Origin of the sequence: Streptomyces sp. NBC_00353 (genome assembly GCF_036108815.1) — a bacterium.
Taxonomy (GTDB): domain Bacteria; phylum Actinomycetota; class Actinomycetes; order Streptomycetales; family Streptomycetaceae; genus Streptomyces.
In genome coordinates, this window is record NZ_CP107985.1 from 4,445,635 (window position 1) to 4,461,871 (window position 16,237).

General features: G+C 71.1%; 18 protein-coding genes. 11 read left to right on the forward strand and 7 right to left on the reverse strand.

Annotated elements, in window-relative coordinates; genetic code table 11:
• The first annotated feature begins 35 nt into the window (after positions 1–35).
• Positions 36–1,679: a phospho-sugar mutase gene (locus tag OHA88_RS19960; protein ID WP_328626535.1), complete on the forward strand. Its 1,644-nt coding sequence runs from the start codon at positions 36–38 to the stop codon at positions 1,677–1,679.
• A gap of 274 nt (positions 1,680–1,953) precedes the next feature.
• Here the strand turns inward: OHA88_RS19960 and OHA88_RS19965 are convergent, their stop codons facing one another.
• Positions 1,954–2,592: a PH domain-containing protein gene (locus OHA88_RS19965; RefSeq protein WP_328626536.1), complete on the reverse strand. Its 639-nt coding sequence runs from the start codon at positions 2,590–2,592 to the stop codon at positions 1,954–1,956.
• A gap of 135 nt (positions 2,593–2,727) precedes the next feature.
• Between OHA88_RS19965 and deoC the strand changes: the two genes are divergently transcribed.
• Genes deoC through OHA88_RS19980 form a run of 3 tightly spaced genes read left to right on the forward strand, consistent with a single transcriptional unit; the run spans position 2,728 to position 6,142 of the window.
• On the forward strand, positions 2,728–3,720 hold the full coding sequence (deoC, locus tag OHA88_RS19970; protein ID WP_267007986.1) for a deoxyribose-phosphate aldolase: 993 nt from the start codon (positions 2,728–2,730) through the stop codon (positions 3,718–3,720).
• A 5-nt stretch (positions 3,721–3,725) separates the two neighbouring features.
• Positions 3,726–5,183: an aldehyde dehydrogenase family protein gene (locus tag OHA88_RS19975; protein ID WP_328626537.1), complete on the forward strand. Its 1,458-nt coding sequence runs from the start codon at positions 3,726–3,728 to the stop codon at positions 5,181–5,183.
• Positions 5,183–6,142 carry an aldehyde dehydrogenase family protein gene (locus OHA88_RS19980; RefSeq protein ID WP_328626538.1) on the forward strand — a complete coding sequence of 320 codons (960 nt, stop codon included), beginning with the start codon at positions 5,183–5,185 and terminating at the stop codon, positions 6,140–6,142. Before OHA88_RS19975 ends, OHA88_RS19980 begins: the two co-directional genes overlap by 1 nt.
• A 68-nt stretch (positions 6,143–6,210) precedes the next feature.
• On the opposite strand, the gene OHA88_RS19985 is transcribed toward OHA88_RS19980, so the two are convergent.
• Positions 6,211–6,612, reverse strand: a complete 402-nt coding sequence (locus OHA88_RS19985; RefSeq protein ID WP_326605427.1) for a hypothetical protein — start codon at positions 6,610–6,612, stop codon at positions 6,211–6,213.
• Positions 6,613–6,675: 63 nt separating this feature from the next.
• Here OHA88_RS19985 and OHA88_RS19990 point away from each other — a divergent pair, with 63 nt between their 5' ends.
• Positions 6,676–7,383 carry a uridine kinase family protein gene (locus tag OHA88_RS19990; protein WP_328626539.1) on the forward strand — a complete coding sequence of 236 codons (708 nt, stop codon included), beginning with the start codon at positions 6,676–6,678 and terminating at the stop codon, positions 7,381–7,383.
• A 19-nt stretch (positions 7,384–7,402) separates the two neighbouring features.
• Here the strand turns inward: OHA88_RS19990 and OHA88_RS19995 are convergent, their stop codons facing one another.
• Both OHA88_RS19995 and OHA88_RS20000 read right to left on the reverse strand, forming a co-directional pair.
• Positions 7,403–7,651, reverse strand: coding sequence for a hypothetical protein (locus OHA88_RS19995; protein ID WP_328626540.1), 249 nt, complete (start codon positions 7,649–7,651; stop codon positions 7,403–7,405).
• Between the two features lie 208 nt (positions 7,652–7,859).
• On the reverse strand, positions 7,860–8,606 hold the full coding sequence (locus tag OHA88_RS20000) for a SigE family RNA polymerase sigma factor (protein WP_328629740.1): 747 nt from the start codon (positions 8,604–8,606) through the stop codon (positions 7,860–7,862).
• A 181-nt stretch (positions 8,607–8,787) separates the two neighbouring features.
• Between OHA88_RS20000 and afsQ1 the strand changes: the two genes are divergently transcribed.
• The 5 genes from afsQ1 (at position 8,788) to OHA88_RS20025 (ending at position 12,559) form a co-directional block, all read left to right on the forward strand.
• On the forward strand, positions 8,788–9,465 hold the full coding sequence (gene afsQ1, locus OHA88_RS20005) for a two-component system response regulator AfsQ1 (protein ID WP_189275392.1): 678 nt from the start codon (positions 8,788–8,790) through the stop codon (positions 9,463–9,465).
• Entirely contained in the window at positions 9,462–11,000 is a 1,539-nt protein-coding gene (locus OHA88_RS20010) for a HAMP domain-containing sensor histidine kinase (RefSeq protein ID WP_328626541.1), read from the forward strand. Before afsQ1 ends, OHA88_RS20010 begins: the two co-directional genes overlap by 4 nt.
• Entirely contained in the window at positions 10,997–11,623 is a 627-nt protein-coding gene (locus OHA88_RS20015) for a hypothetical protein (RefSeq protein WP_328626542.1), read from the forward strand. Before OHA88_RS20010 ends, OHA88_RS20015 begins: the two co-directional genes overlap by 4 nt.
• Positions 11,624–11,710: 87 nt before the next feature.
• Positions 11,711–12,259 carry a VanZ family protein gene (locus OHA88_RS20020; protein WP_267002686.1) on the forward strand — a complete coding sequence of 183 codons (549 nt, stop codon included), beginning with the start codon at positions 11,711–11,713 and terminating at the stop codon, positions 12,257–12,259.
• A 93-nt stretch (positions 12,260–12,352) separates the two neighbouring features.
• Positions 12,353–12,559: a PspC domain-containing protein gene (locus OHA88_RS20025; RefSeq protein WP_328626543.1), complete on the forward strand. Its 207-nt coding sequence runs from the start codon at positions 12,353–12,355 to the stop codon at positions 12,557–12,559.
• A 69-nt stretch (positions 12,560–12,628) separates the two neighbouring features.
• Here OHA88_RS20025 and OHA88_RS20030 read toward each other — a convergent pair whose 3' ends face one another.
• Entirely contained in the window at positions 12,629–12,976 is a 348-nt protein-coding gene (locus OHA88_RS20030) for a hypothetical protein (RefSeq protein ID WP_328626544.1), read from the reverse strand.
• Positions 12,977–13,111: 135 nt separating this feature from the next.
• Entirely contained in the window at positions 13,112–14,266 is a 1,155-nt protein-coding gene (locus tag OHA88_RS20035; RefSeq protein WP_267002691.1) for an adenosine deaminase, read from the reverse strand.
• Positions 14,267–14,369: 103 nt separating this feature from the next.
• On the opposite strand from OHA88_RS20035, the gene OHA88_RS20040 reads away from it, so the two are divergent.
• Positions 14,370–15,131 (forward strand): alpha/beta hydrolase, encoded by a 762-nt coding sequence (locus tag OHA88_RS20040; protein ID WP_328626545.1) that lies wholly within the window; start codon positions 14,370–14,372, stop codon positions 15,129–15,131.
• Between the two features lie 152 nt (positions 15,132–15,283).
• On the opposite strand, the gene OHA88_RS20045 is transcribed toward OHA88_RS20040, so the two are convergent.
• Complete coding sequence (locus OHA88_RS20045) at positions 15,284–16,237, reverse strand: LysR family transcriptional regulator (RefSeq protein WP_328626546.1); 954 nt, start codon at positions 16,235–16,237, stop codon at positions 15,284–15,286.

The window sequence follows — 16,237 nt, forward strand, 5'->3', positions numbered from 1 at the left end:
AAGAAAAACCATCCCCTCCCCGAAAGGCGGACACCGTGCAGCAGGACCTCATCGCGCAGGCCAGGACCTGGCTCGCCGAGGACCCCGACCCCGAGACCCGCGACGAGCTCGCCAAGCTCATCGACGCCGAGGATTTCGACGCGCTCGCCGCACGGTTCGCCGGCACGCTGCAGTTCGGTACCGCCGGGCTCCGTGGTGAGCTGGGGGCCGGACCGATGCGGATGAACCGGTCCGTGGTCATCCGCGCCGCCGCCGGGCTCGCCGCCCATCTGAAGGCGCAGGGCCAGACCGGCGGCCTGGTCGTCATCGGGTACGACGCCCGCTACAAGTCCGCCGACTTCGCCCGCGACACCGCGGCCGTGATGACGGGCGCAGGCCTGCGGGCGGCGGTCCTCCCCCGCCCGCTGCCCACCCCCGTCCTGGCGTACGCCATAAGGCATCTGGGTGCCGTCGCCGGCGTCGAGGTGACCGCCAGTCACAACCCGCCGCGTGACAACGGCTACAAGGTCTACCTCGGCGACGGCTCGCAGATCGTGCCCCCGGCGGACGGCGAGATCGCCGACGCGATCGCCGCGGTCGGCCCGCTGGCCGGCGTCGACCGGCCGGAGAGCGGCTGGGAGATCCTCGGCGACGAGGTCCTGGACGCCTATCTGGCCCGTACGGACGCGGTGCTGGACACGGCCGGGTCACCGCGGACCGCCCAGGTCGTGTACACGGCGATGCACGGCGTCGGCACGTCCGTCCTGACCGCCGCCTTCGCGCGCGCCGGCTTCCCCACGCCCGTGCTGGTCGCCGAACAGGCCGAGCCCGACCCGGCGTTCCCCACCGTCGCCTTCCCCAACCCGGAAGAGCCCGGCGCGATGGATCTCGCCTTCGCCACCGCCCGGCGCGCGAACCCGGACATCGTCATCGCCAACGACCCGGACGCCGACCGCTGCGCCGTGGCCGTGCCGGACGCCACCTCGGACGGCGGCTGGCGCATGCTGCGCGGCGACGAGGTCGGCGCGCTGCTCGCCGCGCATCTGGTCGCCCGGGGTGCCACCGGCGTCTTCGCCGAGTCCATCGTGTCGTCGTCGCTGCTCGGCCGGATCGCCGAGAAGGCGGGCAACGGCTACGAGGAGACGCTGACCGGCTTCAAGTGGATCGCCCGCGTCGACGGCCTGCGATACGGGTACGAGGAGGCGCTCGGCTACTGCGTCGACCCCGACGGCGTTCGCGACAAGGACGGCATCACGGCCGCCCTGCTCGTCGCCGAGCTGGCCTCCGTGCTCAAGGAGCAGGGCCGTACGCTCCTCGATCTCCTCGACGACATCGCGGTCGAGCACGGGCTGCACGCCACCGACCAGCTGTCGGTCCGGGTGGAGGACCTGTCCGTCATCGCGGACGCCATGCGGCGGCTGCGCGACACCCCGCCGACCGCACTCGCGGGCCTCGCCGTCACCTCGGCCGAGGACCTGTCGGAGGGTACGGAGCAGCTGCCGCCCACCGACGGGCTGCGCTACCACCTCGACGGTGCCCGGGTGATCGTCCGCCCGAGCGGCACCGAGCCGAAGCTGAAGTGCTACCTGGAGGTCGTGGTGCCGGTCGGATCGGCGGACGAACTGCCTGCCGCCCGTGCGAAGGGCGCCGAGCTGCTCGCCGGGATCAAGCGGGATCTGTCGGCGGCTGCGGGGATCTGAGCGGGACCGGCCTCCGTCGTCCACTCATCGGGTACGTGAAGCCGGTGTCCGGTCCGCACAGGACCGGACACCGGCCGCCCGGTGGAGGCCGTGGACGGGAGTGCCGCAGACCGGCGCGGAACGGCGCGCACACCTGGGGGCTGTCCCGTGGTCGCGAAGGGCGGCGCGGGACGTCCCGAAGGTCTCGCCACAAGCGGGGCAGGAGGCCGGCGCCATCCGTGGAATGTCGGTCCGGCCACAAGGACGGAGCGCGGCCGCAGGCCGTGCCGGCCGCCTACGCCACCGCGAACAGCACGACCAGTGCCACCGCACCCACGACCGCCGGCGCAATCACCTCGTACGCCCACCGGACAACAACCGTCCCGGCGCCCTCGGCGCCGCCGTCCCCTGCCCGTTCGGCCATCTCCCGCAGATCCCGCACCGTCTGGTCGGCCCCGGCGATCCGTGCGTTCGTGTCCCGCACATCCGCGTGCACGGACGTCCGCCGGTACGGGTCGTCCTGCGCCTTCAGCGTCTGCTGCCGCGCCGCCTTCTTCCGCTGCCGCAGCGACACCGGCACCGCCCACAGCTGGAACTTCGTACCGTCCTGCGTGAACAGTTCACTGGAGTACCCGGCCCGGACATCCGCGACCGCCGTCCACGGCGCCGTGATCGTACGGAACGGGTTGCGGATCCGGATGCGCCGGGCGTTCACGAGCACCACCGGCCGCAGCGTGAACGCCACGATCAACGGCACGACCGTCAGCAGCCCGGCGAGCGCCAGCCACGGCACCCGGCCGGCACCCCGGAACACGGCGTCGCCACCGATCCACCCGACGAGCAGGAGCGTCAGCACACCGCCCACCAGCCCGGCGGGCGACCGGAACGTCCGGTCGGCGTAGGTCGGCTCGGCTGGGGGCGTGGGGCTCGTCATGGGCCCGATTGTGCCTGATGCCCGGGGGGCCCGCCGGAGCGGCCACCCACCCACCGGGCCGGCACCCTCGCAAACCCGGAATGCGGGTCCCCCTGTACAGGCCGCTACGCGCGTAGATATGCTCCTCTGGTGACCATGCCCACCACTGCACCCTCCACCACGGCCGAACGCGTGGGAGGTACCCCCCTCTCCGACGTGACCGCGTCCGACAGCGCGCTGCGCCGCTTCCTGCACGGGCTGCCCGGCGTAGACGCCGTCGGCCTCGAAGCGCGCGCCGCGTCCCTCGGCACCCGTTCGATCAAGACGACGGCCAAGGCGTACGCGATCGACCTCGCCATCTCGATGATCGACCTGACGACGCTGGAAGGCGCGGACACCCCGGGCAAGGTCCGGGCTCTCGCCGCCAAGGCCGTCAACCCCGACCCGACCGACCGCACGACCCCGCGCACCGCCGCGGTCTGCGTCTACCCCGACATGGCGGCGACGGCCGTCACCGCGCTGGCCGGTTCCGGCGTGAAGGTGGCGTCCGTCGCGACGGCCTTCCCCTCCGGGCGCGCCGCGCTCGACATCAAGCTCGCGGATGTCCGCGACGCCGTGGCCGCCGGGGCCGACGAGATCGACATGGTGATCGACCGGGGCGCGTTCCTCTCCGGCCGTTATCTCAAGGTGTACGAGGAGATCCTCGCCGTGAAGGCCGAGTGCGCCCGTGCCGACGGCACCGACGCCCGCCTCAAGGTCATCTTCGAGACCGGCGAGCTCTCCACGTACGACAACATCCGCCGCGCCTCCTGGCTCGGGATGCTGGCGGGCGCGGACTTCATCAAGACGTCGACCGGCAAGGTCGGGACGAACGCCACGCCCGCGAACACGCTGCTGATGCTGGAGGCCGTGCGCGACTTCCGGGAGCAGACCGGTGTGCAGATCGGCGTGAAGCCGGCCGGCGGCATCCGCACCTCGAAGGACGCGATCAAGTTCCTCGTCCTGGTCAACGAGACCGTCGGCGAGGACTGGCTGGACAACCACTGGTTCCGCTTCGGCGCCTCCAGCCTGCTGAACGACCTGCTGATGCAGCGTCAGAAGCTCAGCACCGGCCGTTACTCCGGCCCCGATTACGTGACGGTGGACTGATCCCCATGGCATCTGCATTCGAGTACGCACCCGCCCCCGAGTCGCGGTCGGTCGTCGACATCGCTCCCTCGTACGGGCTGTTCATCGACGGCGAGTTCACCGACGCGGCCGACGGCAAGGTCTTCAAGACGGTCTCCCCGTCGTCCGAGGAGGTCCTCTCCGAGGTCGCACAGGCCGGCGCCGCGGACGTCGACCGGGCTGTGAAGGCGGCCCGCAAGGCGTTCGAGAAGTGGTCGGCGCTGCCCGGCTCCGAGCGCGCCAAGTACCTCTTCCGGATCGCCCGGATCATCCAGGAGCGCAGCCGCGAGCTCGCCGTTCTCGAAACCCTCGACAACGGCAAGCCGATCAAGGAGACCCGCGACGCGGACCTTCCGCTGGTCGCGGCGCACTTCTTCTACTACGCGGGCTGGGCCGACAAGCTCGACCACGCCGGCTACGGCCCGAACCCCCGCCCGCTCGGCGTCGCGGGCCAGGTCATCCCGTGGAACTTCCCGCTGCTGATGCTGGCCTGGAAGATCGCTCCGGCGCTCGCCACCGGCAACACGGTGGTCCTGAAGCCCGCCGAGACGACCCCGCTCTCCGCGCTGTTCTTCGCGGACATCTGCCGCCAGGCGGGGCTGCCGAAGGGTGTCGTGAACATCCTCACCGGGTACGGGGACGCGGGCGCGGCCCTCGTCGAGCACCCCGACGTCAACAAGGTCGCCTTCACCGGCTCGACCGCGGTCGGCAAGGCCATCGCCCGCCAGGTCGCGGGCACGGACAAGAAGGTCACCCTGGAGCTGGGCGGCAAGGGCGCGAACATCGTCTTCGACGACGCCCCGATCGACCAGGCCGTCGAGGGCATCGTCACCGGCATCTTCTTCAACCAGGGCCAGGTCTGCTGCGCGGGCTCGCGCCTCCTCGTCCAGGAGTCGATCCAGGACGAGCTGCTGGACTCCCTGAAGCGACGGCTGTCCACGCTGCGCCTCGGCGACCCGCTGGACAAGAACACCGACATCGGCGCGATCAACTCCCAGGAGCAGCTCTCCCGGATCACGGCGCTGGTCGAGACGGGCGAGGCCGAGGGCGCCGAACGCTGGTCCGCCCCCTGCGAACTCCCGTCGTCCGGTTACTGGTTCGCCCCGACGCTGTTCACGAACGTCACCCAGGCGCACACCATCGCCCGCGACGAGATCTTCGGCCCGGTGCTGTCCGTCCTGTCGTTCCGTACGCCGGACGAGGCGGTCGCCAAGGCCAACAACAGCCAGTACGGCCTGTCGGCCGGCATCTGGACGGAGAAGGGCTCCCGCATCCTCGCGGTGGCGAACAAGCTCCGGGCGGGCGTCGTCTGGGCCAACACGTTCAACAAGTTCGACCCGACCTCGCCGTTCGGCGGCTACAAGGAGTCGGGCTTCGGCCGCGAAGGCGGCCGTCACGGCCTGGAGGCGTACCTCGCCCCGTCGAGCCCGGAGGGCGAGCGTTGATGAATGCAGTTGAGCACAGTGACCGACTGAGCGTCTTCAAGACCTACAAGCTGTACGTCGGGGGCAAGTTCCCCCGCTCCGAGAGCGGCCGGGTGTACGAGGTGACGGACTCCAAGGGCAAGTGGCTGGCGAACGCCCCGCAGTCGTCCCGCAAGGACGCGCGTGACGCGGTCGTGGCCGCCCGCAAGGCGTTCGGCGGATGGTCGGGCGCGACGGCGTACAACCGCGGCCAGATCCTCTACCGCATCGCGGAGATGCTGGAGGGGCGCAAGGCCCAGTTCGTACGTGAAGTGGCGGACGCGGAGGGGCTGTCGAAGTCCAAGGCGACGGCCGTCGTGGACGCGGCCATCGACCGCTGGGTCTGGTACGCGGGGTGGACCGACAAGATCGGCCAGATCGTGGGCGGGGCGAACCCGGTCGCGGGCCCGTTCTTCAACCTGTCCACGCCCGAGCCGACCGGTGTGGTCACGGTCGTCGCCCCGCAGCAGTCGTCGTTCCTCGGCCTGGTCTCGGTCGTCGCCCCGGTGATCGCGACCGGCAACACGGCCGTCGTCATCGCGTCCGCCGACGCCCCGCTGCCGGCGCTGTCCCTGGGCGAGGTGCTGGCCACCTCCGACCTGCCGGGCGGTGTGGTGAACATCCTGTCCGGGAAGACGGCGGAGCTCGCGGCCCCGCTCGCGGCCCACCAGGACGTCAACGCGATCGACCTCACGGGCGCCGACGCCGAACTGGCGAAGGAACTGGAGATCGCGGCGGCGGACAACCTGAAGCGAGTTCTCCGCCCACTCGTCTCCCGCCACCGCCCCGAGAAGGAGGCGCAGGGCGCCGCTCGTCCACAGGCTGTGGACAGAGAAGACTGGTCGGCCGACCCGGGCACCCGTCGCCTGACGGCCTTTCTGGAGACCAAGACGGTCTGGCACCCCACGGGCGCGCTCGGCGTCTCGGGTTCCTCCTACTGACCGACACGGCTGCGGCCCGCCGCTCCGGAACACTCCGGAGGGGCGGGCCGCAGCCCTGTGCGCCGGGATCAGCCGTGCAGCAGCCCCGTGACCTGCCCCACCACCGGCAGGTCCTTCAGTGCGCCGCCACTGGTCAGCGGATCGGTCGCGACGCCCGTGGAGAGCGGCTTGAAGTCGGCGACCTGCGTGCCCACCCCGTTCGCCAGCGGGTCCACACCCGTCCCGGCCAGCGGGTCGAGCTGCAGCTGCGTGACCGGCGAGACCGCGTGCCCTAGCGCCCCGGTCGCGCCGCCGGCCGCATCGCCGACCGCACCGAGGCTGCTGTCGGCGCCCGAGGCCGGCACGACGGGCAGCGGCGCCGCCTGCGCCGCCGCACCCCCCGCACCGAGCGCGGCGCCCACCGCGGTGACGGTCAGACCCGCGCGCAGCAGCACACGGCGCCGGGACCTGGAAAGTGCATGACGTGCCATGGAATTCCCACCTGATCGAACCGATCGAGTAATCATCTGGGCACGTAGCGTAGTTGAGTTGTGATGCTGGATACCAACAGGGGCACCGGGGGGTCCCCTGCGCGGGTCAATGCCTCACACTGGTGTCCCGTGAGTCCCCAACCGATCCCGACCCGCGTCGTGCTGCTCGCGGGCCCCTCCGGCTCCGGCAAGTCCTCCCTCGCCGCCCGCACCGACCTTCCGGTGCTGCGCCTGGACGACTTCTACAAGGAGGGCGACGACCCCACCCTGCCGCTGGTCCCGGGCAGTTCGGACGTCGACTGGGACTCCGCGCAGTCCTGGGACGCCGACGCGGCGGTCACCGCCATCACGGAGCTGTGCCGCACCGGACGTACGAACGTTCCGGTGTACGACATCTCCACCAGCTCCCGGGTCGACCGCGAGGCGCTCCACATCGAGCGCACGCCGCTGTTCGTGGCCGAGGGCATCTTCGCCGCGGAGATAGTGGAGCGGTGCCAGGACCTGGGGGTCCTGGCGGACGCCCTGTGCCTGCGCGGCCGCCCGACGACGACGTTCCGCCGCCGGCTGCTGCGGGATCTGCGCGAGGGCCGGAAGTCGGTGCCGTTCCTGCTGCGGCGGGGATGGCGCCTGATGCGGACGGAACGACGGATCGTGGCGCGCCAGACGGCACTCGGCGCGTATCCCTGCGGGAAGCAGGAGGCACTGGGCCGACTGGCCGCGGCAGCGGCCGGCCGCTGCCGCCGGGCCCCGGCGGCACGCGAGGTGGCGTAGCCGGGAGGGCTCCGGGAGTTCACGCGTCCCGCAGCCCGAGTGCCGGCCCGCCTCCGAGGAGCGCGGCCACCGCCCATCCGGCGCGCAAGCCCAGCACCGAACCACAGCCCGCCGTACGGATCGTCGTCGCCGACGACCACCAGGTCGTACGTACGGGCTTCGCCGCCCTGCTGGACACCCAGCCGGACTTCAGCGTTGTCGGCACGGCGTGCGACGGGGCGGAGGCGGTACGGACCTGAGTCGGCCTCCGGCCCGACGTGGTCCTCATGGACGTGCGGATGCCGGGCACGGACGGCATCGAAGCGACAAGACAGCCGGCCGGTCCGGGGCGGAGCCGCCCCGCAAGGACGCCGCCCCCGACGCACCGCAGGGCCGGACAGGACCCCCCGGCCCGTCCGACCCTGCTGTGTTCCCCCGTGAACCCACCGCTTCCCCCGAAGCGGCAGGCCCCGTTTCCCCCGGTTCCCCCGCTGCCTTCAGGCCACCAGCTCGCCGAAGGACTCCTCCTCGTCACGGCCGAAGCTCAGCACCTCGTCCTCGCGCAGCCGTCGCAACGACCGCCAGATGCTCGACTTCACCGTGCCGACACTGATGCCGAGTATCGACGCGATCTCCGGGTCCGTGCGCCCCTCGTAGTACCGCAGGACCAGCATCGTGCGCTGGAGTTCCGGCAGCCGCGCCAGCGCCTGCCAGAGCACGGCGCGCAGCTCCGTTCCGCGCATCGCGTCCGTGTCGCCCGCCGTCTCCGGCAGCTCCTCGGTCGGGTATTCGTTCAGCTTGCGCCGGCGCCAGGCGCTGATGTGCAGATTGGTCATGGTGCGGCGCAGGTACCCGCCGACCGCCGCCTTGTCGCTGATCCGGTCCCATGCCCGGTACGTCGAGAAGAGGGCGCTCTGCAGCAGGTCCTCGGCCTCGAACCGGTCACCGGTCAGGTGGTAGGCGGTTGCGTACAGGGAGGCGCGGCGCTCCTGGACGTAGGCCGTGAACGCCGCTTCGGCGTCCGCGGTCTCCGCCAGGGGCTTCCGCTCCCCCGGGCCCTCCCCGTACACCGCTCCCCCGTTGGCCCCCGCAGATGCGTCGACCACCGTCATGTACGACGTGTGCTGACGTCCGACACCACGAACGCACCCCCGCCCTGCGGCACCGGACTTCTCGGTGCTCCTGCCGACGTCGTGGAGACGCGTGACAACTGCGCTTGAGGTGGTGCTGTGCAGTGCGTTCATCTCGCGCCCCCCGTCGGTGGAGTCCGTCCGTTCCATCTGCCACTGAGCTTGCCCGGGCAGTTTCATGGCGCTGTCCGCCGACTGTCACAGACCTGTCACAGGCCCTCCGACCGGCGTGCCGTCCGAATGAGAGGCCTCCAACGGTCGAACTGAGGCTCTCCCATGGGCCAGAATGACCCCCGTGCCTTTCCTGTTGCTGATCGAGGACGACGACGCCATCCGCACGGCCCTCGAACTCTCGTTGTCACGCCAGGGCCACCGTGTGGCCACCGCGGCGACGGGAGAGGACGGCCTGAAACTGCTGCGCGAGCAGCGGCCGGACCTGATCGTGCTGGATGTGATGCTGCCCGGCATCGACGGTTTCGAGGTGTGCCGGCGCATCCGGCGCACCGACCAGCTGCCGATCATTCTGCTGACGGCGCGCAGCGACGACATCGACGTCGTGGTCGGACTGGAGTCCGGCGCCGACGACTACGTGGTCAAGCCCGTGCAGGGCCGGGTGCTCGACGCCCGGATCCGTGCGGTGCTGCGCCGCGGCGAGCGCGAGTCCACCGACTCGGCGACGTTCGGCAATGTGGTCATCGACCGTTCCGCGATGACGGTGACCAAGAACGGGGAGGACCTGCAGCTCACGCCGACCGAGCTGCGGCTCCTGCTGGAGCTGAGCCGCAGACCCGGACAGGCCCTGTCGCGGCAGCAGTTGCTGCGGCTGGTGTGGGAGCACGACTATCTCGGTGACTCCCGGCTCGTCGACGCCTGTGTGCAGCGGCTGCGTGCCAAGGTGGAGGACGTACCGTCCTCGCCGACCCTGATCCGTACGGTGCGGGGCGTGGGCTACCGGCTGGACTCGCCGCAGTGACCGCTGCTGCCAAGCGCAGCCTGCTCGCCGGTCTTCGCTGGACCAGTCTGCGGCTGCGGCTCGTCGTCGTGTTCGCGCTGGTGGCGCTGACCGCCGCGGTGTCCGCGTCGGGGATCGCGTACTGGCTCAACCGCGAGGCCGTGCTGACGCGTACGCAGGACGCGGCGCTCGGGGACTTCCGGCAGGAGATGCAGAACCGGGCGGCGTCGCTGCCGTTGCACCCCACCAAGGACGATCTGCAGAACGCCGCCGTGCAGATGGCGAGCAGCAGTCCCGGTTACAGCGTGCTCCTCGTCGACAAGCGCGACGGCGACAAGCCGATCGTGGGCAACTCCAATCTGGACACGTTCACGCTCGACAACGTGCCGCTCTCGTTGCAGCAGCAGGTCAACAGGAAGCAGCCGGCGGAGGCGGGCAACACGTACCCGTACCACCTGTTCTGGCAGCGCACCTCGATCCGCGGTACGCCCTACCTGGTGGCCGGCACGAGGATCATCGGTGGTGGTCCGACCGGTTACATGCTGAAGTCGCTCGACCAGGAGCGGCAGGACCTCAACTCCCTCGCGTGGTCGCTGGGGATCGCCACCGGACTCGCTCTGGTCGGCTCCGCGCTGCTCGCGCAGGCCGCCGCGACGACAGTGCTGCGGCCGGTGCAGCGGCTCGGTGACGCGGCGCGCAAGCTCGGTGAGGGCAAGCTCGACACCCGGCTCGTGGTGTCCGGCACCGATGAACTCGCCGATCTCTCCCGCACGTTCAACAGAGCCGCGAGTTCCCTGGAGAAGAAGGTCGCGGACATGAGCGCGCGGGAGGAGTCCAGCCGCCGGTTCGTCGCCGACATGTCGCACGAACTGCGCACCCCGCTCACCGCGATCACCGCGGTCGCCGAGGTGCTGGAGGACGAGGCCGACAGCCTCGACCCGATGATCGCGCCCGCCGTCCATCTGGTGGTCAGCGAGACCAGGCGGCTGAACGACCTGGTGGAGAACCTGATGGAGGTCACCCGCTTCGACGCGGGTACGGCCCGGCTCGTCCTCGACACGGTCGATGTCGCCGACCAGGTCACCGCCTGCATCGACGCCCGCGCCTGGCTGGACGCGGTGGATCTGGACGCCGAGCGCGGCATGATGGTCCGCCTCGATCCGCGCAGGCTCGATGTGATCCTGGCGAATCTGATCGGCAACGCGCTGAAGCACGGCGGATCGCCGGTACGCGTATCGGTACGGACCGACGGCGACGAACTCGTCATCGAGGTGCGCGACCACGGCCCGGGCATCCCGGAGGACGTCCTGCCGCACGTCTTCGACCGCTTCTACAAGGCCAGTGCCTCCCGGCCGCGTTCGGAGGGCAGCGGGCTCGGTCTGTCGATCGCCATGGAGAACGCGCACATCCACGGCGGTGACATCACGGCCGCGAACTCGCCGGACGGCGACGGCGCGGTGTTCGTGCTGCGTCTGCCGCGCGATGCCGAAGAGCTCACCGGCACCGCGCGGGTCCACGGAGCCGAAGCCCGGGACGACGAGGGGGACGCGACGTGAGGCGCAGCAACCGTGGTACGCGGCGGGCGCGCCGCACGGCCGGAGCACTGGCCGGCGCCGTCGTCTGCGCCGTGCTGGCCGCCGGGTGCGGGATCAGGACCACGTCGGTGCCGGTCGACGCCGGGGCCGCGCCGTCCCGGGTGCCGTGCTCGATGTCCGCGGAGGACGTCAGCACACAGGCGATGCAGGGGATCCCGGTGCAGATCTATCTGATCTGTGCCTCGCAGCTGGTCACGGTGGACCGCTCGGTGCAGATCCACGAAGCGAAGTCGGACCGGATCCGGGTCGCGCAGGCTCTCCTCGACGAGCTTCAGGAGGAACCGGCCGCCGATGAGCGGCAGGCCGGCTTCTCCACCGACGTACCGGCGGCCCTGCAGATCAGCGGGGCCCGCGGGGACGATCCGGCGGCCGCACTACGGCTCAGTGAGCAGCCCGAGGACCTGCCGTCGGAGGCTCTGGCACAGATCGTGTGCACGTACGCGGAGAGCGAGTCGCTGGCCTCGGACGGCACGGTGGTGCTCGGCGGGCCGGGAAATTATGCGCCGCGCGCCTATCTGTGCACCTCGGAGACGAAGGCCCGGCCGGAGGCCGTGCCGACGCTCGGCGCGGCCAAGCTGTCCTGAGGTCCGGCCCCCGGGCTGCCGTGTGGTCTTCAGGTCATCCTGGGGCGGGGCGGAACCGATCCTGCCGGTAGCCGCGTCTTGGGGGGCGTGCGTCAAGGTTCGGGCGGCCAAGCCGTCATCCGCTTCCGCGCGGTCGGGGTGTTTCTCCTCCTCGCGCATCTGCTGCTTGTCGGGTGGCTGACTCTGCGCCCGCTGGATGTGCCGTGGATGACGGCCGCCAATCTTCGGCCCTTCGCCGGTATAAGGACGGACCTGTCCCTCGGCCCGGTCGAGGCAGCGCACCGGATCGGTGAGGGGTTGCTGCTGCTGGCGCCGCTGGGGGTGCTGCTGCCCATGGCCGGGGGACGGCTCCATGTGTCCCCGTGGGCCTCGCTGGCCCGTACCGTCGCCGCCGGGTCGCTGATCTCGCTGACGATCGAGCTGGCGCAGACCGGTGTGCCGGGTCAGGTCGTCGATGTCGACTCGCTGCTGCTGAACACGGTGGGTGTGGGGCTCGCCCATCTGCTGGTCGTGCCGGTGTGCCGGAAGCGGCTGCGCCGCCGCGGCCAGGACCGGGTACGACCGGTTCCCCGACCCAGGGACGAGTCGCCTCAGGGGTCGACCCCTACGATTTCCAGGGTCGGTATCGCACCGTAGAGCGACGCTTTGCCCCTGTTCGCCGGGCCACCATGGATACCCGGGGAGCACGACGGAGCTGCTCCTCAGCAACGGTTCGCGAAGGAGCCCACCATGGCCGCACTTGCCCGCCCCCGTGACGGACGCATGATCGGCGGAGTGTGCGCAGCGCTGGCACGGCGCTTCGGCACATCCGCGGGGACCATGCGCGTGATCTTCCTCGTTTCGTGTCTGCTGCCGGGCCCGCAGTTCGTGCTCTACCTGGCGCTGTGGCTGCTGCTGCCGGCCGAGAAGGCGTCGGCGGCCACCACCGCCTGGTAGTCCCGGGACATACGTGAGTGGGGCGGGTACCCGGTCCGGGTACCCGCCCCACTCACGTATGCGCGAGGGTCAGCCGCCGAGCGGAAGACCGTTGGTCGACAGGCCGCTGGTGGTCATGCCACCGGCGGGCAGCCCGCCGAGCAGGCCCTTGGCCGGGGCGGTGGCGCCGTTGAGGATCTCGGTCTGGCCACTGCCGAGGAGCTTCGTGGCCGTGTCCTGAACCGGCAGGGACTGGGTGGCGGTCCCCAGCGCGGAGCCGGCGATCGGCAGAGCGGCGGTCGGCAGAGCGGCGGTCGGCAGAGCGGAGGTCGCGGCGTCGAGGGGAAGCGCGGCGGCGGAGGCCGTACCGGCGGCGGCAGCGGCGAAAGCGGCACCGAGAGCGGCGACACCGAGAGTCCTGGCAGCAGACTGCTTCATGTGAAATTCATCCTTGGGGAAGGGGATGCGAGCGGCTCTGCAAACTAGCCAGCGCACTACCCGTACCGCAAACATGGCGGACGCAGCAAACGGCCGGGATCTGATCTTCCCGGCCGTTTGTCACAGAAGCGTAATTCAGCCCGCGGAAGCGGAAGACGCGCTGGTCGCAGCGGTCTGCTCGAAGAGCCACTCCGACTTCAGCTCGGCATATCCGGGCTTGATCACGTCATTGATCATCGCCAGACGTTCATCGAAAGGAATGAACGCTGATTTCATCGCATTGACTGTGAACCACTGAATGTCGTCGAGCGTGTATCCGAAAGTCTCGGTCAGCCGCTCGAATTCCTGGCTCATGGTCGTACCGCTCATCAGCCGGTTGTCCGTATTCACGGTGGCCCTGAAGTGCAGCCTGCGCAGCAGCCCGATCGGATGCTCGGCGTACGAGGCGGCGGCGCCGGTCTGGAGGTTGGAGGTCGGGCACATCTCCAGCGGGATGCGCTTGTCCCGTACGTACGAGGCGAGACGGCCGAGCGTCACACTGCCGTCCTCGGCGACCTCGATGTCGTCGATGATGCGGACGCCGTGGCCGAGCCGGTCGGCGCCGCACCACTGGAGCGCCTGCCAGATCGACGGCAGACCGAAGGCCTCGCCCGCGTGGATGGTGAAGTGGTTGTTCTCGCGCTTGAGGTACTCGAAGGCGTCGAGGTGACGGGTGGGCGGGTAGCCCGCCTCGGCACCCGCGATGTCGAAGCCGACGACGCCCAGATCCCGGTAGCGGTTGGCGAGTTCGGCGATCTCCAGGGCGCGGGCGGCGTGCCGCATCGCGGTGAGAAGGGCGCCCACCCGGATCCGGTTGCCGTCCAGCCGGGCCCGGCGCTCACCCTCGCGGAAGCCCTCGTTGACCGCCTCGACGACCTCTTCGAGGGTCAGCCCGGCTTCCAGGTGCTGCTCGGGGGCGTACCGCACCTCCGCGTAGACGACACCGTCCGCCGCGAGGTCCTCGGCGCACTCCGCGGCCACCCGGACCAGGGCCTCGCGGGTCTGCATGACGGCGCAGGTGTGGGCGAACGTCTCCAGGTAGCGCTCCAGCGAGCCGGAGTCGGCCGCCTCGTGGAACCAGATGCCGAGCTTGTCCGCTTCGGTCTCGGGAAGGGCTTCGTAGCCCGCGTCACGGGCCAGGTCGATGATCGTGCCGGGACGCAGACCGCCGTCGAGGTGGTCGTGGAGCAGCACCTTGGGGGCGCGTCGGATCTGGTCGGGGCCGGGCACATGGAGGGTCGGGCTCATCATCTGGGCACTCTAACGCCTACGCGCGTAGAGCGCCGCGCGCCGATACGTAACAGTGACCGCGAATACGGGTGGAGTACACCTGTCCTTCTGACACTGTTCTGTCATGGCACAGCGCGCACTCCCCCTGCCTGCTCCGAGGCTGGGACGGGCCGTGAAGACGGCCGGAGCACAACCTGCGGTCAGCGGCGTGGTCCTGCTGCTCCCGGACGGCGAGGCCGACTCGCACCGCCGCCCCTCCCCCCTTTCGTACGCGCTCCAGTTGCCGCTCGCCCGCACCCTGGCCCGCGCCGGCCAGGACGACGGGCTGGCCGCGCATGTCGTGCACTACCGCTGCCGCGGCTGGAACACCACGGACGCGCAGCTCGCGGCGGACGCCGAGTGGGCCGTGGAGGAGGTCGTGCGACGGTACGGCGACGTCCCCGTCTGCCTGGCCGGGCACGGCATGGGCGGCCGTGCGGCGCTGCGCGCGGGCGGCCACCCTGCGGTCAACTCGGTTCTGGCGATGGCCCCTTGGCTTCCCGAGGACCCGTCGGTCGAGCCGGAGCCGGTGAAACATCTGCTGGGCCGCCAGGTATTGCTCGTCCACGGCACGAACGACGCACGCTCCGACCCGGAGTTGTCGTTCCGGCTGGCCCAGCGCGCCAAGAAGGCCAACCGGGACACCTGCCGCTTCGAGGTCCATTCGGACGGCCACTCCCTGCGCCAGCACCGCGCCGAAGTGGCGGCGCTGGCAGTGGACTTCGTACGGGGATCGCTGTTCGGACGGACATACGCCCGCCCGGTCGCCGACGCCCTGGCGGCGCCCCCGCCGCTGGGGCTGCGGATGCCCCTGGCGGCGGGATTCGGGCGGTCGTTGAAGTCCTAGGGCACGCGGGACGCCCTGCGGCCGCCCGAGGTGTCAGGGGCGGCAGAGCGACAAGACGGCTTGCACACCGCTCGGAAGGGCTTCGCGCCGCAGCCCCGATCCTGGACACCCGGAATGCGCTGCCTGACTTCTCACACACGCGCCACCGCCCGTCAGTCCGGCAGCAGGTGCCCCCGGCGCGACAGCAGGAACTGCTTGAACGCCGCCACCGGGGGTGTGTCCGGGTGGCCGTCCAGCCAGGCCACGCCGATCTCGCGGGCCGCGCGCGGGGCCGTGACCGTCAGTTCGACGACGCCCGGGCGGGCCACCGCGGGCGGCGGCAGCAGGGCCACGCCCAGGCCGGCGGCCACCAGGCCGCGCAGGGTCTCCGCCTCCTCGCCCTCGAACGCCACACGGGGCGTGAAGCCCGCCTCCGCACACAGGTCGTCGGTGATCCGCCGCAGGCCGTACCCCGGCTCCAGGGTCACGAACGCCTCGTCGGCGGCCTCGGCCAGGCGGATGCGCCTGCGGGAGGCGAGGCGGTGGTCGTCGGGGACGACCAGGCGCAGCCGCTGCTCGTCGAGACGGCGGGCCACCAGGTCGGGGGCGTCCGGTACGGGTGAGGTGAGGCAGAGGTCGAGGCCGCCGGCCCGGAGCCGCTCGATCATCGCCTCGCCGTAGTTCTGCACGAGTTGGAAGCGCACGCGGGGGTGGTCGGCGCGGAAGGCCCGGATCAGCGCGGGAACGGTCTCCGAGCCCATCGTGTGCAGGAACCCGAAGGCCACCTTGCCCGCGGCCGGATCGGCGTCGGCCCGTACCGAGTCCGCGGCCCGCTCCACCTCGGCGAGGGCACGCTCGGCGGAGCCCAGGAAGGTACGGCCCGCGGGGGTGAGGGAAACGGTACGGCCCCTGCGGGCGAACAGGGCTACCCCCAGGTCCTGTTCCAGCCTGACCATCGCGCGCGACAGCGTGGACTGCGGGACGCCGAGCTCGTGCGCGGCGCGGGTGACGTGCTCGTGGCGGGCCACCGCCTCGAAGTAGGCGAGCCGCGGCGCGAGGACGGCGCGAATGTCTTCTTCGTAACTACTCGGTGACAGCCGAGGCTGTGAGCTGCGTTCATGCACCAT

Coding starts and splice junctions, on each gene's coding strand:
- OHA88_RS19975 (WP_328626537.1), top strand. CDS start 3,726: ATGGCATCTGCATTCGAGTACGCACCCGCCCCCGAGTCGCGGTCGGTC.
- OHA88_RS20000 (WP_328629740.1), bottom strand. CDS start 8,606: ATGAACGCACTGCACAGCACCACCTCAAGCGCAGTTGTCACGCGTCTC.
- deoC (WP_267007986.1), top strand. CDS start 2,728: ATGCCCACCACTGCACCCTCCACCACGGCCGAACGCGTGGGAGGTACC.
- OHA88_RS20035 (WP_267002691.1), bottom strand. CDS start 14,266: ATGATGAGCCCGACCCTCCATGTGCCCGGCCCCGACCAGATCCGACGC.
- OHA88_RS20030 (WP_328626544.1), bottom strand. CDS start 12,976: ATGAAGCAGTCTGCTGCCAGGACTCTCGGTGTCGCCGCTCTCGGTGCC.
- OHA88_RS20025 (WP_328626543.1), top strand. CDS start 12,353: ATGGCCGCACTTGCCCGCCCCCGTGACGGACGCATGATCGGCGGAGTG.
- OHA88_RS19965 (WP_328626536.1), bottom strand. CDS start 2,592: ATGACGAGCCCCACGCCCCCAGCCGAGCCGACCTACGCCGACCGGACG.
- OHA88_RS19990 (WP_328626539.1), top strand. CDS start 6,676: ATGCTGGATACCAACAGGGGCACCGGGGGGTCCCCTGCGCGGGTCAAT.
- OHA88_RS20040 (WP_328626545.1), top strand. CDS start 14,370: ATGGCACAGCGCGCACTCCCCCTGCCTGCTCCGAGGCTGGGACGGGCC.
- OHA88_RS19985 (WP_326605427.1), bottom strand. CDS start 6,612: ATGGCACGTCATGCACTTTCCAGGTCCCGGCGCCGTGTGCTGCTGCGC.
- OHA88_RS19995 (WP_328626540.1), bottom strand. CDS start 7,651: ATGAGGACCACGTCGGGCCGGAGGCCGACTCAGGTCCGTACCGCCTCC.
- OHA88_RS19980 (WP_328626538.1), top strand. CDS start 5,183: ATGAATGCAGTTGAGCACAGTGACCGACTGAGCGTCTTCAAGACCTAC.
- OHA88_RS20045 (WP_328626546.1), bottom strand. CDS start 16,237: ATGGTGCATGAACGCAGCTCACAGCCTCGGCTGTCACCGAGTAGTTAC.